This window comes from Mesorhizobium sp. M0106 (assembly GCF_040322715.1).
Classification (GTDB): Bacteria; Pseudomonadota; Alphaproteobacteria; order Rhizobiales; family Rhizobiaceae; genus Mesorhizobium.
This window is the reverse complement of the sequence record NZ_JAMYUA010000014.1, coordinates 49,350-72,584: the sequence shown is the minus strand read 5'-3', so window position 1 is coordinate 72,584 and position 23,235 is coordinate 49,350. Positions and strand designations below refer to the sequence as shown.

Here is a 23,235-nt window from a genome sequence, read left to right as displayed (position 1 = left end):
CGGATTAGCGTCAGCGTACCGAACGAGCAGAGCCTGACGCTCCCCTGCCCGTGGTGCTTGGTATGTTTAAGCTTCCAACTATATCGCGAGCGGCAGCAAGAAATGCATCCAATTGCTCTTTTGTGCCGATGCTGACGCGGATGCAATGTTCCAAACCATTGTCCGGAAAGTAGGCAACGAGTATCTTTTGCCTTTCCAAGGCTGCTTGCCACCATGAGCCGTCCTGTCCCGCTGGCACACGGGCTAGCAAGAAATTTGCGTGGGAGGGCGTTACGGAAAATCCAAGTTGCGACAGTGCGGCTGTCACTCGCTGTCGTTCATGTCTGATGTGCTTGTGGTTCTCTGCGTAGGCGCCGCGATGCGCAAGCACGCTGATACCAACCGCATGCCCGATCACGTTCATGTTGAAGACGTTCTGGATGTTGCGCAGCCTGCCAATAATCTCAGGGTGACCGAAACCGAAACCGACGCGAATGCCGGCGGCGGCATAGCTCTTCGAAAATGTTCTCAAGATCAGAAGGTTCGAATAACGGTTGATGAGGCGCAGCCCGTGATCGGGTGCAAAGTCGACATAGGCCTCATCAAGGACGACCAGGCGATCCGATTGTGCCACGAGGCGTTCGATATTGCTTATCGAGAGGAATGTTCCGGTCGGATTGTTTGGATTGGCCACCAGAATGAACTTGGCGTCTTTTGCCGGACCGGAAAGCAATTGCTCCATTGGCAGCGAATGAGTTTGACATCCGATCTCGAGAAACTCAGCACCATGCAACATGGCAAGTTTGCGGTTGAACGAAAACCCTGGCGATATCATCGCCACCTTGTCGCCAGGGGCGAGGAAAGCTCTGTAGATGAGTCCGAGCAGTTCAGACGACCCGTTGCCTGCGATGACCTGATCCGTGGATACCCCATAGGTATTGGACGCTGCTTCCCTCAAGCTGATGTTATCGTCGTCCGGATACAGATACTGGCGATTGAGGGCCGCCACTGCACTTTGCATTATGATTGGCGGCAACGGAAACGGGTTCTCATTCGTATTCAGCTTGACAAAACTTTTGTCCGGCGCTGGTCCGTTGGACGGCAGAGCATCTAACTGTCGCGTCCCTTGCGGAAGAGACGAAAGCACAGCTTGCAGTTTTGCATCGGACATATTTTATCTCCGTTTCAGTCGCACAGGGGCATCCGTATGAGCTCGCAACGAGAGCAACATGGCGGACGGATTGACGATGGCAGCGTCGCCTTTCACAAGATGGTCGCAACGCCGGCTGCCACGGGAATTCGGCCAGGCTGTCCTCGGTCGGATCGACTTGACGCGGACGCGGATCTGCATCCCTGCGCAGGCCAAGCCGCTAAGCGGTCTCAGCTAATCCGCCTGAGTCAAGCTTTCACAGACGCTTGACCTCGATGCCGTATTTCCTCAGCACGTAGCCAATCTGGCGCGGGGTCAGTCCAAGCAGGCGCGCCGCCTTTGCCTGCACCCAGCCACATCTTTCCATGGCAGCAATGACGCGCTCGGCGTCGGTGGTCCTCGCGCCCAATGAGTGGGTTGCTCCGGCAGGCGGGACTGTGGTGGCGGCCGAACGAGCGGCCGCATCCGGCGGCGTGGCCGGATTCACTGCCTCTGGGAGGATTGGCGCTGGTTGCAGCGCGGCCTTGCCCGATCTGCTCTTCCGCAGCGCCTCGGCAAAGCATTGGTCGTGGGAGCACGCAAAGTCGTTTCTCCCGATTGATCGTCCCTCCGCCAGGATCGCTGTCCGGTGCACGCAATTTTCAAGCTCGCGAATGTTGCCGGGAAATTCACATTTCATCAGTACTTCAATCGCACGCGCATCGAAGGTCAGCGTACGGCCGTTCTCATCGTTGAAATTCTTGAGAAACTCAGCTGCGAGGAGCGGAATATCGCTGCGCCTTTGGCGTAACGCCGGCACCAGCAAGGGAACCACGTTGATGCGATAATATAGGTCGGCGCGGAACTCATTCCTTGCAACCGCCTCTTCAAGGTTCCTGTTCGTGGCGGCAATCACGCGAACGTCGACCTTGATGGTCTGGTTGCTGCCGACGCGCTCAAACTCCTGCTCCTGCAGCACGCGCAGTAGCTTTGCCTGGAAGGAGGCCGAGATCTCGCCGATCTCATCCAGAAACAACGTCCCCTTGTCGGCGAGCTCAAAGCGACCCTTGCGGGAATTGAACGCGCTTGTGAAGGCACCCTTCTCATGACCGAACAATTCGGATTCCAGGACTGTCTCTGGCAGCGCTGCACAATTGAGTTTGATGAAGGGCCGCTTGGCGCGCGGCGACAACTCGTGAATTGCCTTGGCGACCAGCTCCTTCCCGGTACCGGATTCGCCTCGCAACAGAACCGTGGTCTTTGCCTTAGCTACAACTGCGATCTTCTCGAGCAGCGCGCTTAGCGCCGGACTGTCGCCAATCATTCCCTTGACGTGAACCTTCTTGCGCTGCGGTGCAGGGTGCTTGACATCAGAGAATTGCGTTTGCAGCCCATCTTCCACCTCCGTCGGTCGTTCGCGGTCGCCCGCGGAGAAGCGGTGCAACTTGACTGTCTGTCCCACCATGTTGGCTATCATGGTGAGCAGCCGGACATCATAATCGAGCCGATACGTTGACCTGCTGTCCAAGGCGCGGTCGATAGTCAGCGTGCCTACGGCGTTCCCATCAACACGAATGGGAACGCCGATGAAGGACACGGTGTCGGAGGCTCCAAGCACCTCTATGTCAGCGGCAGTGAAGGCCGAATGCACCGCTATGTTCTCGGCGACGAGCGGCGTGTCCGTCGTCACAATCAGATCGATTGCCTTGCGCGGCAGGCGCATCCGGGAGCGCTCATCGCTGTTCTCGTCGCAGCCGGTGACTACGGTGATGTCCAGTACGCCCTCAGCGTCGAAGAGAGCGATGATGCCGTGCCGCATCTGCACAAACGAGGGCAGGAGATCGACGACCTTGGCCAACGTGACTTCGAGCCGGGCGGGGTCGGTGAGTACTTTCGATATTTCGAAGATGCCGGTAAGCGCGTGCTCGTGCGATGGCACAAAAGGGACCGCGGTGTTCATCTCGGACTTTGGGTAAGCCCTTTTCGCATCCGGAAGCGAAATGTGGCACTCGCTGGCATTTTGTTCTGATTTGGGAATGTTGTGGTGCATATGATCCTCGATCTCGCGCCATGAAATGCATGCCGGCGGCATGTGCGCCCGCGACGTCGCGGGCAAGCGCGAAAATGCTCTGACGTGAACTCGTGCCACCGCCGTGTGGTCGAGTGCAAAGCGGGTCGACCCCTGACGCATCGCTTGGCTCTCCCTCCACGAAGCTTGGCCACGTTCTCGGCTTGCACGGGGGCAACCACACGTTGATTTTCAAAAGACTGGAGTGAGGCCGGATAGTCAATCGAGCTTTCTTTCATTCGTGAAAGGAAACCTCGCGGCCTATGATAGACTTCATCAGTTCTAATTTTTGTCGGCGATGTTGAACGACAGAAATACGGCGCCGGCGATGCGGTGCCCGAGCGGCTGACCGCGCCGAGTATAAATTGCCGGGCCGTGGCATTCACCAGCGCCTGCGAACCAGGGGCGGGAGCGATAATCACTGCCGACGACACTGGTCGGTCGCGGCAACCGCCATTTCCTCGATATTGATGACGCAGATAAGGCGGCGGCGTCGCGTGTGAAGGCGCGAAGCTGGCGGTCGAGCGCGCCTTTCTCGGCGGTGCTCGGAACTTCTGAACCGCATCGTCGCGGTCAGCACCAGCGGCGTCAATCCCTACGTCTCGACGTCGCTTTCAAGCTGTCGCTGCAGCGGCAGCGCGGCAAAGAACGCGGCAATTCTCCGCTCTGGTGCCAGCGATGCGGCCCTTCCCAAAGTCGGCAAACCGAGGAGCCCACGACGATGTGCAGCAAAAACCGCAAGCCAGAGAGATCGACCGGCAATCTGCCGGAGAACATCAAGCGCGTGCTGGACGGGGGCCTTGTCATTCCCGTCTTGTGCCACCGCATTCATCCCATCATTGGCGAGCCCAACGTCAGTTGAGGTCATGCGGATCCATTTGGCATGGGTATTGCGGCGGCGTTGGTGCAGCGTTCGACCGGAGCGCCGCGATAGGGAGAAGCCCGGGAGAAGTCACGCCACCTCGATCCGGTCAGGGAGAGAGAAACAGTGTCAGCTGCACAAGTCCGCGGCGCGAGTCCCGCGCCCCGCAAACCCTTCTATGCCAAGCTTTACGCGCAGGTGCTTGCCGCCATCGCCCTCGGCGTCGCAATTGGCTATTTCTATCCGGGGGCCGGCGAGAGCCTGAAGCCGCTGGGTGATGCCTTCATCAAGCTGGTCAAGATGATCATCGCGCCTGTCATCTTCCTGACAATTGCGACCGGCATTGCCGGCATGAACGATCTTCACAAGGTCGGCCGGGTCGCCGGCAAGGCAATGGTCTATTTCCTCACCTTCTCGACGCTCGCGCTGATCGTCGGCCTGATCGTCGCCAATGTCGTCCAGCCTGGCGCCGGCCTCAACATCGATCCGGCCTCGCTCGATGTCCAGGCCGTGAATACCTATGCCGCAAAGGCCCACGAGCAGTCGGTCACCGGCTTCCTGATGAACATCATCCCGCCAACGATAGTCGGCGCCTTCGCGGAAGGCGACATCCTGCAGGTGCTGTTCTTCTCGGTTCTGTTCGGCATGGCGCTCGCGATGGCCGGAGAGACGGGCAAGCCTGTCGTTTCCTTCCTTCAGGCGCTCATCGCGCCTGTCTTCAAGCTCGTCGGCATTCTGATGAAAGCCGCGCCGATCGGCGCTTTCGGCGCAATGGCCTTCACCATCGGCAGATATGGCATCGGTTCGGTCGTCAACCTCGCGATGCTGGTCGCGACGTTCTATTTCACCGCCTTCCTCTTCGTGTTCGGGGTTCTCGGCGCGGTCTGCCGCTACAACGGCTTTTCGATCTGTTCTCTCATTCGCTACATCAAGGAAGAGCTGCTGCTTGTCCTCGCAACGTCCTCCTCGGAGGCCGCGCTCCCCTCGCTCATGCAGAAGATGGAGAAGGCGGGCGCCAGGCGTTCGGTTGTGGGTCTCGTCATCCCGGCCGGATATTCGTTCAATCTGGACGGCACGAATATCTACATGACCCTGGCGGCCCTCTTCATCGCGCAGGCGACGAACACGGATCTGTCAATCGGCGATCAGGTGCTGCTGCTGCTCGTTGCGATGCTTTCCTCCAAGGGCGCTGCAGGTGTAACAGGTGCGGGCTTCATCACCCTGGCTGCTACGCTCGCCGTAGTTCCGAGTGTTCCCGTTGCTGGGATGGCACTGATACTCGGCATCGACCGCTTCATGTCCGAATGCCGGGCGCTGACGAATTGCGTCGGCAACGCAGTGGCATCCCTCGTCGTTGCCCGTTGGGAAGGAGAATTGGACCGAGCGCAGATGAAAGCCGCCTTCTGCGGTCATCAGCTTGCCGAGGCATCAAACCGGCTATCCTCCGCCGAGTAAGGGCGACGCACCGCGACCGGTTTCGCCAAGCTGGTCACATGACCTGAACGATCGACTCGCAGGCTCTAAACGGCGCCTCACGGACCATGTATCAGAAGCGCTAAATGTGTGAGTGCAAATCGTCGCCGCCCTAAGCGAATGAACCTTCCGTTATACCCGGCCGGTCTACGTCTGGAGTAGTCCAATACGCTGTCGATCATTCAGTATGCGGGCGTCTTCACTTTGCCCACCCGAAACCATTGTCGAATCGCGCTAGGTGACAGAGAGCCAGCCTGCGTCAAAAACCAATCAGAATAGGACCCATGACCAAGCGCCCCACAATTGCCGATCTCGCCCGCGAAGCCCGAGTCAGCGTAGCAACGGTCGATCGGGTTCTGAACGCCCGCCATCCGGTGCGCGAGGAGACCGCGCGGCGGGTCCACGACGCCGCCCACGCGATCGGCTATCATGCTGCCGGGCTCATCAAGCAGCGCTTGCGGCGAGACCTACCGTGCTACCGTCTGGGCTTCATCTTGAGAAAACCGGCCCAGCATTTTTACCAAGACTTTGCGCGCGAGGTCGAAGCGTCGGTCAATTTGGCCCAGTCCTTCCACGGCATTCCGCTCATCCAATTCGCCCCGTCACATATGCCGAGCGACCTAATCGCACCGCTCAAGGATTTGGGCGCACGCTGCCATGCGATCGCGATGGTGGCACCGGACCACCCAAAAATTACAGCAGCGGTTGAGGACCTCAAGGCCAAAGGCATTCCGGTTTTCTCGCTGCTTTCCGACTTCGCCGCCGGCGTGCGACAGGGCTATATCGGCCTCAACAACCGCAAGGTGGGGCGCACGGCCGCTTGGATGGTGTCCAAGGTCGCAAAACGGCCCGGCAAGGTGGCGGTGTTTGTCGGTAGCCATCGTTTCCAGGGGCACGAGCTCCGTGACGTCGGCTTTCGCTCCTATTGCCGTGAGAACGCGCCGACGTTCGAGGTGCTCGATCCGCTTGTGAACCTGGAGAAACGGCAGGTCACCTACGAGGCAACGCTTGATCTCATGCAGCGGGAACCCGAGCTCGTCGGCTTCTATGTCGCCGGGGGCGGCATGGAGGGCGCCATCTCCGCGGTCCGGGAAGAGGGTAAAAGTCGCGATCTCGTCGCGATCGTGAATGAAATCACGCCGGAATCTCGGGCGGCACTCGCTGATAACATCATCACGATGGCGGTCGCCACGCCAATGCGCCGGCTTTCCCAGGAGCTGATAACGCTGATGACGCGGGCTATCGAGACCGGCACTGCTGAAACACCAGGACAGACATTTCTGCCGTTCGACATTCATCTGCCGGAAAATATATGAAACTGATGGCTTCTATCGTAAGCGGGGAAGTTTCCTTTCATAAATGAGAGAAAGTTGATTGATGATCCCATCCACGCGGGGTAGCCGCACCCCACAGGCCTCAGCCGCGGCCCAGGATGAAGCGCCAATTGGTGAACGGATCGGCCACGCGTTCAGGCGGAAGCGCGAGGTAAATTGCCTACATCCGCAGCGTCAATCGCGACCGGCTTCATTGCCAACATCTCGACGTTGTCGGTGCAGGGCGGTGTCGTCAAGGATGCCTCACGCCAGTAGCCGAGCGAGGCCGGCACAGTCCATTGCGATTGACCTCGTCGACCGGCATCTCCTCGCCTGGCCGCGCGTGAAAAGCCGCGGCAAGGCCGGCAAAGTTGGCATTTGAGTGGGGCTAGACATCTTCTGGGACTTCGCACGCGAAATCGGAGGCGGCAGTCAACTCAGCACCAACCCGGGCATGTGTTCTGCTCGTTCCTGGCCCTCGTACTCAGCAAGGAACTGCGCCGCTCTGCCGAGCCAAAGGCCTGACGCCCGAATGGCAACCGCTCCTACGCGATCGCGACCGCCTCCAGGAAGCCCGAGACGCTCAATAGCTTTCAAGCAAAGGCGCCAGGCGAGATGCCTCCTGCAACATCATTTCCCGCATCCACAGGCTTGCCGGATCAGTATTGTGAAGCGCGGGCCATTGGACGGCCTCCGTGAATGCGGGATGAGGAAGTGGCGGCGGAAGTCCGACAATCCGCAGGGGTGTTGTTGTTGCGAAATGCTGCGCCAGCCGTAAGGGCATGGTCCCGATGCGGTTGGTGCCTGATAGGACGGGCGCGATCAGGCTAAAGCCCTGTACGACGACCTCGATGCGTCTCTCGAAACCGTGCTCGAGCAAATACCACTCCTCCATGGTGGGCTGCCGGGTGTGCCTGAATTTGAGCACGACATGCCCCATCGACAAGTATCGCTCGAATGTAAGTGGCTCTGACAGCTGCTTGTTCGTGCCGCAGCCTACGCATACGAGCATATCTTCGAACAGGGCTGCGCGAGGATGTTTCGACATGAACACTTCCGGCATAATCAGAAAATCAACGTCGCCGCGCCGGAGAAGCTCCTCGGGGTCGTCGCAAATAGGCAGACATTCGAAGCGGACGGCGGGAGCTTCCCGCGCAGTACGCTCTACGATCCTCTTAAAAAGCACGAGCGTGAGGTAATCGGAAAGCATGATTCGGAAGAGACGATCCGATTGGGCTGGGTTAAAGGCGTCGGAGGAAATAATCGATAGCTGGATGTGCAGCAATGCGTCCCGGACTGCTGGGGCAAGCCCCTCCGCGCGCGGTGTCAAAATGAGCTCGCGGCCGTTCATCGTAAATAGCTCATTGCTGAAGTAGGCGCGTAACCGAGCGACGGCGGCGCTCATGGCCGGCTGGCTCAGGTTAATACTGTTGGCCGCGGCAGTGACTTTACGCTCCCTGATCAGAGCGTCCAGCACGACGAGGAGATTCAGATCCAGCCCCTTAAACCGCATATCCTGATCTATCCAGCGTGTGGATGGGCATCATCTAAACAATCAATTTTACGAATTTACGAACCATGCATTAGAGGAACGTAAATGACCGACGTCAAGCTCAAATCGACGGCGCCGCGACGGGCGGGAACATCGAGAGAGCTCATTGGCGAGCCCCACCGGCTGGCTCACCTTCGCTAACGACAACGGTTGAGTGCAGCCAACAACGCCGCCGCTTTGGCCGGGTAATGCGGCCCGCAAGAAACTATTTTGAAGAGAGGTCCTGAATGCGCCCTCAGGTGCAGTGGAAATTGTGCTGGGAAAACGAGTTGCAGCTCTCGGACCACGTCGAGCTCGCCCAGTTCTTTCGTAATACCTACGGGCCGACTGGGGCGTCCAACGCAGAACCGTTCGAAGGTAGTCGAAGCTGGGCCGGAGCCAGGCCTGAACTCCGCGCAATCGCCTATGATTCGAACGGTGTAGCGGCTCACATGGGCATACTGCGCCGTTTCATCAAGGTTGACGCGGTCGATCTGTTGGTGGCTGAGCTGGGCCTGTACGGGGTACGTCCGGATCTTGAGGGTCTCGGAATCGCCCATTCAATCCATGTCGTGCTTCCAATACTGCAGGAGCTTGGCGTTCCATTCGCTTTCGGAACCGTCCGGGACGCGCTGCGGAATCATGTTGAGAGGTTCGGGCGGCGATACAGCCCTTTGGCCGTCTTGTCGGGAATTCGCGTGCGCTCCACCCGACCAGAGGCGCGCCTCGACCTGCCGCCCACACGCATTGATGACGCACTCACCATTGTTCTGCCAGTTGGACGGCCGATCAGCGAATGGCCCACGGGCACGATGATCGATCGGAACGGACCAGAGCTATGAGCCGTCCCGATTGCTTGTACGAAGTGCGCCGTGAGTGCTCTGACGGCACCGGCCGTCGCAGCGTTTATCTGACGTTTGACGACGGTCCCAATCCACTTTTCACACCGGAGATTCTGGATGTGTTGGCAGAGCAGCGGGTGCCGGCGACTTTCTTCGTCATCGGCGCCTACGCCTTAGAGCACCCGGATCTAATCCAACGAATGTTTGCAGAAGGGCACGAGCTAGGCAACCACACGATGACTCATCCGGATCTGTACAAATGCGGCTTCGGCGAAGTGCAACGTGAGATCTTTGAAGGGAACGGCGCCATCATGAGGGCGTGCCCTCAGGCCTCGGTGCGCTATATTCGCGCGCCCTACGGGGCCTGGAGCGAAGAAGTCTTCACAGCGTCACAGATCGCCGGGCTGACGGCCCTCCATTGGTCCGTCGACCCTCGAGATTGGTCTCGCCCTGGGGCCGACGCGATTATCGATACCGTGCTCGCCTCTGTCCGGCCGGGCGCAATCGTACTCTTGCACGACGGATGCCCTCCCGGCGAGTTGAGCCAGGGCGCTCACGCCGGTCTGCGCGACCAGACGGTCACGGCGCTGTCCCGGCTGATTCCAGCACTTCATGAGCGCGGATTTGTAATCCGCTCACTTCCTCAACATCACTGAACAAACGAGATCCCATGACTCTTCTTGGTACAACCAGCACTGTGGCCATTTCGCTTTATGCACTGCTCTCGACTGCTTATAAGAGCATGCAGGGGATTTATGCTCTGCCGACAAACGACTCATCGGCGTTGGAGGATCTCGTCGGCTCCGATCAACTGCCCAGCGTGGATGTCATCGTCCCCTGCTTCAACGAGGATCCGCGCACGCTTTCAGAGTGCCTGGCGTCCATTGCAGACCAAGAATACGCCGGAAGACTTCGGGTCTATGTGGTTGATGACGGTTCTGGAAATCGCGAAGCCGTAGGAACTGTCCACGAAACCTACGCGCGCGACCCTAGGTTCGACATCATTTTGCTTCCTGAGAATGTTGGAAAGCGCAAGGCGCAGATCGCCGCGATACGCCGCTCATCCGGGGATTTGGTGCTTAACGTTGATTCAGACACGATACTCGCGCCCGACGTCATCACCAAGCTTGTACCGAAGATGCGAGATCCAGCGGTCGGCGCAGTCATGGGTCAGTTGATTGCCAGTAACCGGAGCGAGAGCTGGCTGACAAGGCTGATAGACATGGAGTACTGGCTGGCTTGCAACGAGGAGCGCGCGGCACAGGCTCGCTTCGGTGCCGTTATGTGCTGTTGCGGCCCATGTGCCATGTACCGCCGGTCTGCGCTCCTTTTGTTACTGGACCAGTACGAGTCGCAATTTTTTCGGGGCAAGCCAAGCGACTTCGGGGAGGATCGCCATCTCACTATCCTCATGCTGAAAGCAGGCTTTCGAACCGAGTACGTTCCGGGCGCCATCGCGGCCACAGTCGTTCCGAACAGACTCGGACCGTATTTGCGCCAACAACTCCGTTGGGCACGAAGCACATTCCGGGACACGCTGCTTGGGCTGCGCTTGCTGCCCGGCCTCAATAGCTATCTGACGTTGGACGTGGTCGGACAGAATCTCGGGCCGCTACTCCTCGCCCTATCGGTACTAACGGGCCTCGCACATTTCGCACTGACAGGCACTGTGCCTTGGTGGACAGGACTGATGATTGTGTCCATGACCATGGTCCGATGCAGCGTGGTAGCATTTCGTGCTCGACAGTTTCGATTTCTGGGCTTTTCCCTGCACACGTTCATCAACATCTTTCTCTTACTTCCCTTGAAGGCCTACGCGCTGTGTACATTGAGCAATAGCGATTGGCTGTCGCGAAGCTCTGCTGTCGCTACATCGAACACTGGGGGAAAACAGGCCCCCACCCAAACTCCGATCACTGGATCAAGCAGGGCAGAATTCTCACCGCATGCGGCTCCGCTTCGCAGGCTCAATCTTGCGCGGATTCTTCGGGATTAGCGCTGTCGAGCAACATCCGCGGCGACGAGTGATCGCTAATTACCTAGGTGGACGAGAGGTGGACGAGTTTGACCCAGAACATGAATCATCAGTTGCTCGATCGGGAATTGGCCGCAGACGATCCGTGGCGCCTCGACGGCAATCCGTTCGAGCGGGAGCGCCACACGCAAATGCTCCAGCTGGCGCTTGCCCAAGGCTCCATTACAAATGCCCTCGAAGTCGGGTGCGCTGCCGGCGCATTCACGGAAAAACTAGCTCCCTACTGCCAAGGGCTCACCGTCATCGATGTCGTGGCGCAAGCGATTGCTCGAGCACGTCAACGGATAAAGGAGCCGTCGCGCATCAACTGGATAGTCTCCGATGTTCAACAGTTTTCGACCGACGAGTTGTTTGACCTGATCGTTGTGGCGGAGGTCCTATACTACCTCGAAGACATAGCCGAGATGCGCGCGGCCGTCAAAAACCTGGTGCGGGTGCTTGCGCCAGGCGGGCATCTGATCTTCGGATCGGCAAGGGATGCTAATTGCCGTCGCTGGGGTCACGCCGCTGGTGCTGAGCCGGTCATCGCCATGCTGAACGAAACGTTGATCGAGGTAGAGCGTCTTGAGTGTCGGGGCGAGTCGGTCAACGAAGACTGCTTGCTCGTCCGTTTCCGGAACCCGCTTTCCGCTTCCTGATCAATCGAATCTATCGCCGTTAACGTGGAGACACTATGCGCATCTGTGGTACCAAGCTGACCCATGATGGGGCGATCGCCCTTGTCGAGGATGGACGGCTCGTCTTCTGCGTTGAGCAGGAAAAGCGGCACAACAATCCGCGTTATCAAACCATCGATAATCTCGACGCAATTGTCGCCGCTTTGGCGGAACAGGGGCTAAATCCTTGTGATGTCGATCAGTTCGTTATCGACGGCTGGGATGGCGAAGACGAGTCACAGTTTCAGGTCCGGCAGGCAACCAAGCAACCGCCAGTCTTGGCGTCCCTCTCGGTAAAATGAACCCATGTCCATGGTAGCGATCGATCTTACTGACGTAAGCAAAACTTATGACAAGCTCGTTGTCGACAGACTGTCGTTCCGCGTTGCGGCGGGGGAATGCTTCGGGCTCTTGGGACCGAACGGTGCGGGCAAAAGCACGATTGCGCGTATGGTCCTCGGCATGACATCGCCTGATGCGGGGAAGATTACTGTGCTCGGCGCTCCAGTGCCGGCGCGCGCGCGTTTGGCACGTATGCGCATCGGCGTGGTCCCGCAGTTCGACAATCTTGATACCGCGTTCACTGTACGCGAGAACCTGTTGGTGTTCGGGCGCTACTTCCGGATGAGCAGACGCCAGATCGAAGCGGTCATACCATCGCTGCTTGAGTTCGCCCGCCTCGAGAACAAAGCGGATGCGCGCGTCGCCGAACTGTCCGGCGGCATGAAGCGGCGCCTGACGCTCGCGCGTGCGCTGGTCAATGACCCGCACTTGCTGGTGATGGACGAGCCGACCACCGGCCTCGATCCGCAGGCCCGCCACCTGATCTGGGAACGGCTGCGATCGCTGCTGGCGCGGGGCAAGACTATTCTTTTGACTACCCATTTCATGGAAGAGGCCGAGCGGCTGTGCGATCGGCTGTGCGTTATGGAGGAGGGGCGCAAGATCGCCGAAGGCCGCCCGTCCGCACTCATTGACGAGCAGATCGGCTGTGACGTGGTCGAGGTCTACGGCGGCAATCCGCATGAACTGGGTGCGCTGATCCGGCCGTACGCACAGCGCATCGAGGTGAGCGGTGAGACGCTTTTTTGCTATGCACCCGATCCGGAGCAGGTGCTGGTGCAGCTACGCGGGCGCGCGGGTCTGCGCCTTCTGCAGCGTCCCCCCAATCTCGAGGATGTGTTCTTGCGGCTAACCGGGCGCGAGATGGAGGACTGAACAATGGGCGAACGTTATGCGGCGGCCATGCCCGCCAATGCGTGGAATTGGGTCGCGGTTTGGCGCCGCAACTATCTTGGATGGAAGAAAATCGGGCTTGCATCGGTTCTCGGCAACCTCGCCGATCCGATGATCTATCTGTTCGGTCTCGGCTTTGGCATCGGAACAATGATAGGTCCTGTTGAGGGCACTTCGTACATTGCGTTTCTCGCGGCTGGCATGGTTGCCACAAGCGCGATGGCATCGGCGACTGCTGAAACGGTTTACGGGAGTTTCGGCCGCATGGACAACCAGCGCACCTGGGAAGGAATGCTATGCACTCAGCTGACGCTCGGCGATATCTTACTCGGCGAATTGGCGTGGGCAGCCACCAAGGCCCTGATGGCGGGCACAGCAATCACTATTGTTGCCACCACGCTCGGCTACACATCGTGGCCATCCATCCTCTGCTTGCTGCCAGTCATCGCTCTCAGTGGCCTCGCCTTCGCGAGTCTAGCGATGGTCGTCACGGCGCTTGCGCCCAGTTATGAATATTTCATATTTTATAATACGCTTGTTATAACACCCATGCTGTTCCTTTGCGGCGCGATGTTTCCGGTCAACCAATTGCCCGGCGCTTTTCAGGACGTCGCCTCCTTGTTGCCGCTCGCACATGCAATTGACCTCATTCGTCCGGCGATGCTTGGCCGTCCGGCCGGCAGCATGGGCCTGCATATCGGCGCGCTTTGCATATACACGGTTTTGCCGTTCTTCCTATCGGTTGCTCTATTTCGTCGTCGGCTGATGCGTTGACGCTACTCACCATTCGTAAAATTGTTTCTTTGGGCGATACCCATCCACGCGTCGGATAGGTCAATACATGCGTTTTAAGGGACTCGATCTAAATCTCCTCGTTGTGCTGGACGCTTTGATCAGGGAGCGTAAAGTCACCGCCGCGGCCCGCAGTATTAACCTGAGTCAGCCGGCCATGAGCGCCGCCGTCGGTCGGTTACGCGCCTATTTCAGCGATGAGCTATTTACGATGAACGGCCGCGAACTCATTTTGACACCGCGCGCGGAGGGGCTCGCCACAGCAGTCCGGGAGGCATTGCTGCACATCCAGCTGTCGATTATTTCCTGGGACGCCTTTAACCCGGCCCGATCGGATCGTCGCTTCCGCATCATCCTTTCCGATTACCTCACGCTCGTATTTTTTAAGAAGATCGTAAAGCGTGCTGCGCGGGAAGCTCCCGCCGTCCGCTTCGAATGTCTGCTTATTTCCGACGACCCCGAGGAGCTTCTCCGGCGCGGCGACGTTGATTTTCTGATTATGCCGGAAGTGTTCATGTCGAAACATCCTCGCGCAGCCCTGTTCGAAGATATGCTCGTATGCGTAGGCTGCGGCACGAACAAGCAGCTGTCAGAGCCACTTACATTCGACCGATACTTGTCGATGGGGCAGGTTGTGCTTAAATTCGGGGACACCCGGCAGCCCTCCATCGAGGAATGGTATTTGCTCGAGAACGGTTTCGAGAGACGTATCGAGGTCGTCGTACAGGGCTTTAGCATGATCCCGCCCCTTCTATCAGGCACCAACCGCATTGGGACAATGCCCTTACGGCTGGCGCAGCATTTCGCAAAATTAACACCCCTGCGGATTGTCGAACTTCCGCCGCCACTTCCTGCCGCATTCACGGAGGCCGTCCAATGGCCTGCGCTTCACAATAATGATCCGGCAAGCCTATGGATGCGGGAAATGATGTTGCAGGAGGCATCTCGTATGATTACCCCGCCTAAGAGCACCGGACGTCTCAGTTGTCGGCCGACGACCCCTCCGTTATGAGAGGAGGCATGGATGGCGATTGGGATTGGGCGATTCCTGCATTGTCGAGAACGATGCAGGGAGAGCAGATCCTTCAGCCTGAAGAGGTGGCAGCGATGCTGCCGCTGCATGAGCTTGGCTGGGGAACCGACGGGCGAATGAATTCGGGTGCGCTCGCAACACGGTGCCTCGGTATCTAAGCGAGGGCGGGACTGTTCCGTTTCGCAAGCCTGTGCGGCCGACCGCGTTTGACGGACTGGACGATTGGCTGCGGGAGCGCTTCTTCCCCCATGGCTCGGGCTGGATGACGATCTCGACCCGCTCCAGATGCGCCGGGAACGCCTTGTGCGGTCGCGCAGCACGTCGCGGCTCGCCTGTCGGTCTTGCGGCCTCGAGCTCGGACTCAATCGCGCCGAGCCCGGTCTGGATTTCGTCGAAGGCGAAGGCCTGCTGGTCACGTTCGAGCTTCTCGGAGCTGCGACCGAAGCGGCGCGCTCCAGCTGCTTGACGATCCCATGAAGGTCGGCGATCCGCTCCTGGGCAGGCTCGTTGAGTGTCGCCATCCGGACGATCTCGGCCTTGAGTGTTTCGCTCCGGAGTTGTTGCAGTTCGGCCTTCTCCGCCGCCATGGCGACGAACATCGCCTTGAGCGTATCGATTTCGTGGGGACGGGCCGAAGCGCTTCTCGTCATGACGCCGACAGAAGCTTATTGTGCACGGCCTGAAGCCCGCCTTTTGCGCCTGAGTCACTTCGCCACCGCCTTCCGGCCGGACGCCGTCGCCGTTCGGCTCGAACGCGTGTCCAGTCCATGCCTTCGACGAGCGCCATCAGTTTCGGCGCGGCAAGCCGATCACGCCGTTCTCCGCCAGCGGAACTTGTCCTCGTCCAGCGCTCACGGTGCGGGTATGCCGGCGTCGAGCAAACAGAGAGAAGTTTGGGGCCCAACCAGGACGGCCCCGTTACGAAGTTCGTCCTGGTCCCGGTTTGAGTGTCGAATCTTCATCGATTGCTTGGGCGACCAGCGTCCCCGCCGCCAGCGAGCCCGCAACTGCTCAGCAGAAGGGCGAAGTGAACGTGAATGCATCCATTTCGTAAATGTGTGTCTATCCAAGCAATCGATTTCTCTAATTATCCGATGAGCAATATGAACGCGTCAGGCAGGGTGCATCATTAGGAGTATTTTCGATGGCAAAGATTATCGAGGGTGGCCCGGGTGCCGAAACACTCATCGGCACCGAGCTTGACGATTGGATGGAGGGTTTCCAGGGCGGTGACTGGATTGACGGTCGTGGCGGCAACGACGAGATCTCGGGTGGCCCGGACAGTGACCGACTCATCGGCGGCAAGGGTAACGACCGCATCTTCGGCGGAGATGGCTGGGACGATCTCTCCGGCGACAACGGCCGCTTCAACCCGCGCGTCTCCGGTGAGGACAATGACAGGCTCAGCGGCGGTCCCGGCCAGGATGTCCTCTACGTGGGTGACGGCCAGGACACGTTGACCGGGGGCACCGACAGTGACACGTTCGTGTTCCAGTTCCACAATCCGGTGCCTGGGGTTGTCGGGTCGAAGTCGGACATTACCACTATCACCGATTTCAACCCGGCGGAGGACAAGTTCGCCTTCGATGCGGTGGGCCTCTACAATGACGGTTTTGGCGCGAACTTCGTCAACAACGCCAGCATACAGTCCGGCTACCCGGTGAGCAGCTTCTACAGTGGTGCGGCCTCGGGTGCGAACGGCGAACACGTCGTGGTAATCACTGGCGAATCTTTCAACTCTGCTTCTGAGGCCGCGAGTGCGATCTCCGGCGAGCACGCCGGCGACATCATTGTCTACCAAAGCAGCTACACCGACAGAGTCGCAACTCTGGCCTATGTCACCGCCGACAACAGCGCGCATGAATTCGTCCACCTGGGCGGTGTGGTCACCGTGGCCGACCTAGGCCTGACCGCGTCGGACTTCACCTTCGTTTGATCCAGAAAACCCATACGGAACAGCGCCCCGCCCCCCGGGGGCGGGCGCTTTCCGTTTCCGCTACTTGCGATGGGCCGGGGCGCCCGGGAGCAGTCGCAGCGTGTACAGCTTGACGAAGCCCTGCACGTCGCGCTGGTCGTACACCGAAATCTCCCTGAAGGCGTGGAGGCGGAAGCCTGTTCGGGCCCTTGCGGCCGGCCACGATGACGTTGCCCTTCCAAACCTTCAGCCGGACGGTGTTGTTGTTGACCCGCTCCATTAGATGCCAAACCAAACATATTCGGCGGGAGCACTGATCCTGAATCAGCGAGCGGATGCAGTCGGTCGCCGCTCGGGGAGCAATATGGGGAGCTGGGTCGCCAGATCCTCACGGAGACCTACGTGAGTAACCATTCCTTGAAGGATTCAGCTTTGAGACCTTTCCCTCTGACTTCCGCTATTTGGGGAATTCTGTTGATCAGCGGCGTGGTCAACGTGCTTGCGCTGATCTCGCCGCTGTTCATGCTTCAGGTCTACGACCGCGTTCTGGCAAGTGGCAGCGTATCGACGCTAGTGGGGCTCGTCGTGCTTGCTGCAGGGCTTTATGCGTTCCAATGCCTGCTCGATGTTTTGCGCGCCCGCGTGCTGCTGCGGATTGGCGAGCGTTTCGATGAACAGTTTTCCGGACGCGTTCACGATGCGATCGTTCGCCTTCCGCTTTTAACGCGCATGCCGGGCGACGGCTTGCAGCCGCTACGCGATCTCGACAATGTTCGCGGATTCTTAGGTGGAAACGGCCCGACAGCGTTCTTCGATCTGCCATGGATGCTGCTTTATCTTGGCATTTGCTTCCTCTTTCATTTCTGGATCGGCATGACGGCACTTATCGGGGCGATCGGTCTCACATCTCTGACACTCCTTACCAACACTCTCTCGCAAGGGCCGATACGCGATACCATTGACCACAACATGGTACGCAATGGTCTACTGGAAGCAGCGCGCCGCAATGCCGAGGTCGTGCAAGCTCTCGGTCTCGCAAAGCGGATCGCTGCCCGATGGCACAAGGCCAATGCCAAGTATCTGGCCGCCAACCGGAAAGTCGGGGACGTGGCAGGTGGGCTGGGTGGCATTTCAAAGTCGCTGCGCGTGCTGCTGCAATCGGCCATTCTTGCCGTCGGCGCGTACCTTGTCATCAGGCAGGAGACTACGGCCGGGGTCATGATTGCCAGTTCGATCACGATGGGGCGTGCGCTGGCTCCGGTCGATCTGGCCATTTCAAGCTGGAAACCCTTCCTCATGGCGCGCCAGGGTTGGGCGCGGCTGGAGGACCTCTTGGGAAAGGTTCCTGAAACCGCTCCTGTTATGCCAATGCCTGCACCTGAACGCGAACTCCGCCTCGAAGGCGTGACAATCGTTCCGCCCGGCGAAAGGAAGCCGACCGTGACCGGCCTTGCGTTTGCCGTTCAGGCGGGAAGCGCACTCGGGATCATCGGTGCATCGGGTTCGGGCAAGTCGACACTCTCGCGCGCCATCGTCGGCGCATGGGCGCCGGTCGCCGGAAAGGTTCGCATCGACAGCGCAAGCCTCGATCAATGGGACCGGGAAGCGCTAGGCCGTCATATCGGCTATTTGCCGCAAGGTGTTGAACTATTCGACGGCACCATTGCCGAAAACATCGCTCGTTTTGAAGATAATCCTGACCCTGAGGCTATTGTCACCGCGGCGAAAGCAGCGGGCACGCACGAACTGATCCTCCGATTTGAGCACGGCTACGAAACTCCGATTGGTGAGGCCGGATCGGCACTTTCCGCCGGGCAGCGCCAGCGTATCGGTCTTGCCCGTGCTCTTTATCGAGACCCTTTCCTTGTTGTGCTGGATGAACCCAATGCCAATCTCGATGCGGAAGGCGAGGCTGCGGTTGTCAAGGCGATCGCCTCCGTGCGCGAGCGCAAGGGCATTGCGGTTGTCGTTGCCCATCGGCCGAGCGCCATCCGCGCCGTGGATTTGGTGTTGGTGATGGAAGGTGGACGGCAGCGAGCATTCGGTGCGCGTGATGAGGCGCTTTCCAAAGTCCTTAAGGGGGCAGCGATGGCATCAGGCGCTGGGGTCAAGGCCATCGAGTCTACACAGGATAACGAGCGCGCTGACATGGAGGATCCCGGTGTCCGGCATTCATCAGAACAATGACGTTTCCAGGTCCATTCGCCGGCACCTGGTGGCGGGCCTGCTGGCGAGCGTGATCTTTGTGGGAGGAGCCGGAGCCTGGGCGGCCTTCACGAATCTCTCCGGCGCGGTTGTCGCGTCCGGACACTTTGTCGTCGATTCCTATGTGAAGAAGGTGCAGCACCCGACCGGCGGGGTGGTGGGAGAAATCCTGGTGAGCGAAGGTGATAAAGTAAAAGCCGGCGACATCCTCATGCGGCTCGACGCCACCCAGACGCGCGCCACTCTCGCTGTAGTCACCAAGCGGCTCGATGAGCTGGCCGCCAACCTGGCACGACTCGAAGCTGAGCGTGACGATCTGGCGGAGATCGCCTTCCCGGACTGGCTGCTCGCCCGCAGAGATGTTCCGGACGTAGCTTCGGCAGTACATGGCGAGACGCGGCTGTTCGAATTCCGCAGACAATCCCGCGACGGAAGGCAGGCGCAGCTAGCGGAACGCATCACTCAATATGAGCACGAGATCGAGGGGCTCAAGGCGCAGGCAATCGCTTCTGAGAAAAGCACCGAGATCCTCCAAAAGGAAATTGCTGCCCTGAGTGGGCTGCGCGACCAAGGCATTGTCTCGGACCAACGCTTGAACAGTCTGAAGACGCAGGTTGCCACTTTCGGCGGCGAACGCGGTGAGAAGATTGCACATCAGGCACAGACGGCAGCCCGCATAGCCGAAACGCGCCTGCAGATCCTGCAGATCGATCCGGATTTCAAGACGGAAGTCGGCCAGGAGCTCAGAGAGGTTCAGGCGCAGGTTGGGGAGTATGTTGAGCGCAAGGTGGCGGCTGAACAGGAACTGCGACGGATCGATATTGTCGCGCCGCAGTCAGGCGCCATTCAACAACTCGCAGTTCATACGGTCGGAGGAGTGATCACGCCCGCCGATCCGATTATGCTAATCGTGCCGGAAGGCGACGATCTTGCGCTTGAAGCACGAATCACCCCGAAGGACATCGACCAAATCCAGCTTGGTCACAAGGCCGTGCTGCGGATGTCAGCCTTCAATCTGAGGACCACGCCGGTATTGAACGGATATGTCAGCCGGATCGCAGCCGATCTGGCGACGGACGAAAAAAACGGCGTTTCGTATTACCTGGTGCGTCTGTCGGTTCCGCATGCGGAACTGACGAAGCTCAAGGACCTGACGCTCGTGCCCGGCATGCCGGCCGAAGCGATGATCCAGACGGGCGAGCGTACGGCGCTTTCTTATTTTGTGAAGCCGCTGTCGGACCAAATCAGTCGCGCATTCCATGAGGAATGAAAGTAACCACAGAAACATTTTGTTGGTATTCTTGTTGGTTGTTACGCATGCATGAGAGTCATAACCGTCTGAAAACACAGCCATACTTTCCTCAGTTGGATTCCGCCTCTGACTCAGATTCGTGGTTCCACGGTCATTTTGCCCTTCCAAGTCGCCGACCATTCAGTTCTTGGCCTCGAGCGCATTAAGATACCCATCATCGTACACAAAGGCTGGAAAAGAGTCCGGTGTCTTGAGCGATCCTGAGGTCTGGAGACCTAGGGTGAGCCTGCAAGCACAGGGCTAGGACATGATTGAGCGTCTGCAATATTCGGACGGGTACATAGGAAGACAGGCAGGCGTCAAAAACGCGCTTTCAACGCGCTAAACCGATGCTACGCACCCCGAGCGTCTTGCCGCCCTCGCTCCCGCCGGTAGGAATCAATCGCGAGCAGGCTGCGACGTTCATCGGCGTAAGCTCAACGACCTTTGATGAAATGGTCCAGGACGGCCGGATGCCCCAGCCACGAATGCCGAGCAAGGGGCGCATTGTTTGGGACGTCGAGGAACTTGTATTGGCCTTTCGAAAGCTCCCTCACCGCCAAATCGGAGGAGCACCAAAGCTTGACGAAGATTCGCCGCCACTAGACAATCCTTGGGATCGAAAACCACGAACATGACGGATGAGCCCGTGAAAATCGATCTTAAGGGCGTAGTGAAGGACACTGATCGCCACGGCAATGATCGGTACTATTTTCGCGCACCGGGTCGGAAGAAGGTCCGGCTCCGTGAACCGACCGGCAGCGACGAGTTCCTCGAGGAACTGCGGTGCGCGCGCGCCGAGGTCACTTATGTTCGGCCCGGCACTCTTCCCGAGATTTGCCGGCGCCTCCCCAAGCCTTCCGAGCCAGCGAAGAAAGGCACGTTGCTGTGGCTTTGCCAGGAGTATTACCGTCGGGGCGGCACGGAAATCACCCAAGACACTATGGCGCGCCGACGAGCAATTCTGGAGCGCGTATGCGAATTACCTCATCCCCTCGAAGGTGACCCGGATCCTCAGTATCCCACCAAGGGATCTCTGCCATTCGCCGGTATGAAACGGTCTCATGTTAAGGAGATCAGGGACACCAGGCTCGACGCCCTTGGCGCGGCAAACAATATCGTAAAAGCCATCAGCGCGATGTTTGAGTGGGCAAAGGACACAGAGATTCCGGGCGTCGACTCCAATCCCGCCCGCGGCATCAGACGGCTAAAGAGCGGCGACGGCTGGCACGCATGGGACGTGTCGGAGATCGTTCAATATGAGAAGCGGCATCCGCTGGGTACCGCAGCCAGACGTGCGCTCTCGATCTTCATGTTTACTGGCCTGCGGTTGTCCGACGTCGCGATCTTCGGTCGACAGCACATCACGCTCGTCTACAACGAGGAGACCGAGCAGTGGGAGAAGTGGATCAGAATTAAGCCTGGGAAGACCAGTCGTAACAAGGATGCGGTGTTGGTGGAGCTCCCGCTTCTGCCCGAACTAGAGGCGGAACTTGAGCACACGCCCTCCGACCAGATGACCTTCCTGGTCAATGAGTATGGTCGCCCGTTCTCGGAGAACGGTCTGGGCAACAAGATGCGCCAGTGGTGTGATCAAGCTGAGCTGCCGCACTGCAGTGCTCATGGAATTCGCAAGGCCGGCGCGACGATCGCCGCTGAGAACGGCGCGACGCACGAGCAGCTGAAGGCGATATATGGGTGGACTACGTACCAGCAGCCCGACCACTACATCAAGAAAGCGCGTCGCCGGAAGGTAGCGAGAGCGGCGAAATACCTGCTGGTTATCGATCGAAAAGAGAACAAAATTGTCCCACTTTCTGAGGGGGTTGAAAGAGGTGGGACAAAAATGGCCAAAAAATCCAATTAAATCAACGGCCACAAAAGCCAATGGTGGGCCCGGAGGGACTCGAACCCCCAACCAAGCGGTTATGAGCCGCCGGCTCTAACCATTGAGCTACAGGCCCCACGGCGCTGGATTAGTGATTTTCCCTGAACCGCACAAGGCTTTCCGAGGGCTTTCCGAGCAGGCGTTCCAAGGGGGCTGGCAGAGATCGCCCAAATCAGCCCATATTGATAACCTATTGCACGTCGCCCATTGGACGCCGGCCAACACTCGGCTGTCTTGGGATCCCAGATCGAGGAGATTTCATGACCAGACGTATTTTGCCCCTGGCGATTGCCGCCGCAATCGCATTTCCGGCGATCGCGGCCGCCGCCGATTCGCCACCGCCGCCGCGTATCGTTGTCACCGGTGAAGGCGAGGCGGCGATAGCACCCGATCTGGCTCTGCTGACGCTCAGCGTCATGCGCGAAGCCAAGACGGCACGTGCAGCGCTCGATGCCAATAACGACGCCATGGCCGCAGTGATCGCTGCCATGAAATCGTCCGGCATCAAGGAGCGCGACCTGCAGACCGCGGGCATCCAGATCAATCCGCGCTATAACTACGCCAACAAGCCCGACGGCAGCCAGGAGGCCGAGCTTGTCGCCTACCAGGTGACCAACACGCTTTCGGTGCGCATCCGCGACATCGACAAGACCGGCGACATTCTCGATAAGGCGGTGTCGCTCGGCGTCAACCAGGGCGGCGGCATCTCCTTCTCCAACGACGATCCGGCGGCAGCCGTCACCGAGGCGCGCAAGAAGGCCGTCGCCAATGCCATGGCCAAGGCCAAGACGCTGGCCGAAGCGGCCGGCGTCGGCATCGGCCGGGTCTTGGAAATCACCGACCAGAATTTCGCACCACCGCCGCTGCCGATCAACGCCAAGGCATTCGATGCCGCCGGTGCGTCGGTCCCGGTGCAAGCCGGCGAAAATTCCTATACCGCACAGGTGACGGTGACTTTCGAATTGAAATGATCATCGCTTGCAGCAT

Annotated in this window: 18 protein-coding genes, 1 tRNA gene and 3 pseudogenes; 16 read left to right on the top strand and 6 right to left on the bottom strand. The window is 59.1% G+C overall.

Annotation, left to right across the window (positions count from 1 at the left end; translation table 11 throughout):
* Positions 1-10 precede the first annotated feature (10 nt).
* From hisC to NKJ55_RS15985, 3 genes are all read right to left on the bottom strand, one after another.
* Positions 11-1,150: a histidinol-phosphate transaminase gene (gene hisC, locus NKJ55_RS15995; RefSeq protein WP_023678255.1), complete on the bottom strand. Its 1,140-nt coding sequence runs from the start codon at positions 1,148-1,150 to the stop codon at positions 11-13.
* A gap of 235 nt (positions 1,151-1,385) precedes the next feature.
* Complete coding sequence (gene nifA / locus NKJ55_RS15990) at positions 1,386-3,158, bottom strand: nif-specific transcriptional activator NifA (protein WP_352450746.1); 1,773 nt, start codon at positions 3,156-3,158, stop codon at positions 1,386-1,388.
* 613 nt (positions 3,159-3,771) lie between these two features.
* A complete protein-coding gene (locus NKJ55_RS15985; protein ID WP_352450745.1) occupies positions 3,772-4,044 on the bottom strand; it encodes a hypothetical protein in 273 nt (90 codons plus the stop codon).
* A 120-nt stretch (positions 4,045-4,164) separates the two neighbouring features.
* Between NKJ55_RS15985 and NKJ55_RS15980 the strand changes: the two genes are divergently transcribed.
* Both NKJ55_RS15980 and NKJ55_RS15975 read left to right on the top strand, forming a co-directional pair.
* The gene (locus NKJ55_RS15980) at positions 4,165-5,493 is read left to right on the top strand and encodes a dicarboxylate/amino acid:cation symporter (protein ID WP_352450744.1); all 1,329 of its coding nucleotides are present in this window, start codon (positions 4,165-4,167) and stop codon (positions 5,491-5,493) included.
* Positions 5,494-5,795: 302 nt separating this feature from the next.
* Positions 5,796-6,827, top strand: coding sequence for a LacI family DNA-binding transcriptional regulator (locus NKJ55_RS15975; protein ID WP_023678260.1), 1,032 nt, complete (start codon positions 5,796-5,798; stop codon positions 6,825-6,827).
* A gap of 580 nt (positions 6,828-7,407) precedes the next feature.
* On the opposite strand, the gene NKJ55_RS15970 is transcribed toward NKJ55_RS15975, so the two are convergent.
* Entirely contained in the window at positions 7,408-8,337 is a 930-nt protein-coding gene (locus NKJ55_RS15970; RefSeq protein ID WP_352450743.1) for a LysR family transcriptional regulator, read from the bottom strand.
* A gap of 266 nt (positions 8,338-8,603) precedes the next feature.
* On the opposite strand from NKJ55_RS15970, the gene NKJ55_RS15965 reads away from it, so the two are divergent.
* The 9 genes and pseudogenes from NKJ55_RS15965 to NKJ55_RS15925 form a co-directional block, all read left to right on the top strand.
* Complete coding sequence (locus NKJ55_RS15965; protein WP_352450742.1) at positions 8,604-9,197, top strand: NodA family N-acyltransferase; 594 nt, start codon at positions 8,604-8,606, stop codon at positions 9,195-9,197.
* Positions 9,194-9,853: a chitooligosaccharide deacetylase NodB gene (nodB, locus tag NKJ55_RS15960; protein WP_352450741.1), complete on the top strand. Its 660-nt coding sequence runs from the start codon at positions 9,194-9,196 to the stop codon at positions 9,851-9,853. Before NKJ55_RS15965 ends, nodB begins: the two co-directional genes overlap by 4 nt.
* Positions 9,854-9,867: 14 nt before the next feature.
* Positions 9,868-11,193 carry a chitooligosaccharide synthase NodC gene (gene nodC, locus NKJ55_RS15955; RefSeq protein ID WP_352450740.1) on the top strand — a complete coding sequence of 442 codons (1,326 nt, stop codon included), beginning with the start codon at positions 9,868-9,870 and terminating at the stop codon, positions 11,191-11,193.
* Between the two features lie 80 nt (positions 11,194-11,273).
* Positions 11,274-11,870: a nodulation methyltransferase NodS gene (nodS, locus tag NKJ55_RS15950; RefSeq protein WP_352450799.1), complete on the top strand. Its 597-nt coding sequence runs from the start codon at positions 11,274-11,276 to the stop codon at positions 11,868-11,870.
* Between the two features lie 35 nt (positions 11,871-11,905).
* Positions 11,906-12,151, top strand: a pseudogene (locus NKJ55_RS15945) (carbamoyltransferase N-terminal domain-containing protein); the annotation flags it as partial.
* Between the two features lie 43 nt (positions 12,152-12,194).
* Positions 12,195-13,106, top strand: a complete 912-nt coding sequence (gene nodI, locus NKJ55_RS15940; RefSeq protein WP_352450739.1) for a nodulation factor ABC transporter ATP-binding protein NodI — start codon at positions 12,195-12,197, stop codon at positions 13,104-13,106.
* A 3-nt stretch (positions 13,107-13,109) separates the two neighbouring features.
* Positions 13,110-13,898: an ABC transporter permease gene (locus NKJ55_RS15935; protein ID WP_352450738.1), complete on the top strand. Its 789-nt coding sequence runs from the start codon at positions 13,110-13,112 to the stop codon at positions 13,896-13,898.
* 67 nt (positions 13,899-13,965) lie between these two features.
* Positions 13,966-14,928: a LysR family transcriptional regulator gene (locus tag NKJ55_RS15930; protein ID WP_352450737.1), complete on the top strand. Its 963-nt coding sequence runs from the start codon at positions 13,966-13,968 to the stop codon at positions 14,926-14,928.
* Positions 14,929-14,936: 8 nt separating this feature from the next.
* Positions 14,937-15,199: pseudogene (locus NKJ55_RS15925) on the top strand (hypothetical protein); the annotation flags it as partial.
* A 77-nt stretch (positions 15,200-15,276) separates the two neighbouring features.
* Here the strand turns inward: NKJ55_RS15925 and NKJ55_RS15920 are convergent.
* Positions 15,277-15,657 (bottom strand): annotated as a pseudogene (locus tag NKJ55_RS15920) (transposase domain-containing protein); the annotation flags it as partial.
* Between the two features lie 436 nt (positions 15,658-16,093).
* Here NKJ55_RS15920 and NKJ55_RS15915 point away from each other — a divergent pair.
* The 4 genes from NKJ55_RS15915 to NKJ55_RS15900 all read left to right on the top strand — a co-directional run bounded on the left by NKJ55_RS15915 (position 16,094) and on the right by NKJ55_RS15900 (position 22,227).
* Positions 16,094-16,885, top strand: coding sequence for a calcium-binding protein (locus NKJ55_RS15915; RefSeq protein WP_352450736.1), 792 nt, complete (start codon positions 16,094-16,096; stop codon positions 16,883-16,885).
* A 396-nt stretch (positions 16,886-17,281) separates the two neighbouring features.
* Positions 17,282-19,051: a type I secretion system permease/ATPase gene (locus NKJ55_RS15910; RefSeq protein ID WP_352450798.1), complete on the top strand. Its 1,770-nt coding sequence runs from the start codon at positions 17,282-17,284 to the stop codon at positions 19,049-19,051.
* Positions 19,026-20,339, top strand: coding sequence for an HlyD family type I secretion periplasmic adaptor subunit (locus tag NKJ55_RS15905; RefSeq protein WP_352450735.1), 1,314 nt, complete (start codon positions 19,026-19,028; stop codon positions 20,337-20,339). Before NKJ55_RS15910 ends, NKJ55_RS15905 begins: the two co-directional genes overlap by 26 nt.
* Positions 20,340-21,009: 670 nt before the next feature.
* Positions 21,010-22,227, top strand: coding sequence for a tyrosine-type recombinase/integrase (locus NKJ55_RS15900; RefSeq protein ID WP_352450734.1), 1,218 nt, complete (start codon positions 21,010-21,012; stop codon positions 22,225-22,227).
* A gap of 21 nt (positions 22,228-22,248) precedes the next feature.
* Here the strand turns inward: NKJ55_RS15900 and NKJ55_RS15895 are convergent.
* Positions 22,249-22,324: transfer RNA gene (locus tag NKJ55_RS15895), tRNA-Ile, on the bottom strand.
* 184 nt (positions 22,325-22,508) lie between these two features.
* On the opposite strand from NKJ55_RS15895, the gene NKJ55_RS15890 reads away from it, so the two are divergent.
* The gene (locus NKJ55_RS15890; protein ID WP_352450732.1) at positions 22,509-23,219 is read left to right on the top strand and encodes an SIMPL domain-containing protein; all 711 of its coding nucleotides are present in this window, start codon (positions 22,509-22,511) and stop codon (positions 23,217-23,219) included.
* Positions 23,220-23,235: the final 16 nt, after the last annotated feature.

Coding starts and splice junctions, on each gene's coding strand:
- hisC (WP_023678255.1), bottom strand. CDS start 1,150: ATGTCCGATGCAAAACTGCAAGCTGTGCTTTCGTCTCTTCCGCAAGGG.
- nifA (WP_352450746.1), bottom strand. CDS start 3,158: ATGCACCACAACATTCCCAAATCAGAACAAAATGCCAGCGAGTGCCAC.
- NKJ55_RS15985 (WP_352450745.1), bottom strand. CDS start 4,044: ATGACCTCAACTGACGTTGGGCTCGCCAATGATGGGATGAATGCGGTG.
- NKJ55_RS15975 (WP_023678260.1), top strand. CDS start 5,796: ATGACCAAGCGCCCCACAATTGCCGATCTCGCCCGCGAAGCCCGAGTC.
- NKJ55_RS15970 (WP_352450743.1), bottom strand. CDS start 8,337: ATGCGGTTTAAGGGGCTGGATCTGAATCTCCTCGTCGTGCTGGACGCT.
- NKJ55_RS15965 (WP_352450742.1), top strand. CDS start 8,604: ATGCGCCCTCAGGTGCAGTGGAAATTGTGCTGGGAAAACGAGTTGCAG.
- nodB (WP_352450741.1), top strand. CDS start 9,194: ATGAGCCGTCCCGATTGCTTGTACGAAGTGCGCCGTGAGTGCTCTGAC.
- nodC (WP_352450740.1), top strand. CDS start 9,868: ATGACTCTTCTTGGTACAACCAGCACTGTGGCCATTTCGCTTTATGCA.
- nodS (WP_352450799.1), top strand. CDS start 11,274: ATGAATCATCAGTTGCTCGATCGGGAATTGGCCGCAGACGATCCGTGG.
- nodI (WP_352450739.1), top strand. CDS start 12,195: ATGTCCATGGTAGCGATCGATCTTACTGACGTAAGCAAAACTTATGAC.
- NKJ55_RS15935 (WP_352450738.1), top strand. CDS start 13,110: ATGGGCGAACGTTATGCGGCGGCCATGCCCGCCAATGCGTGGAATTGG.
- NKJ55_RS15930 (WP_352450737.1), top strand. CDS start 13,966: ATGCGTTTTAAGGGACTCGATCTAAATCTCCTCGTTGTGCTGGACGCT.
- NKJ55_RS15915 (WP_352450736.1), top strand. CDS start 16,094: ATGGCAAAGATTATCGAGGGTGGCCCGGGTGCCGAAACACTCATCGGC.
- NKJ55_RS15890 (WP_352450732.1), top strand. CDS start 22,509: ATGACCAGACGTATTTTGCCCCTGGCGATTGCCGCCGCAATCGCATTT.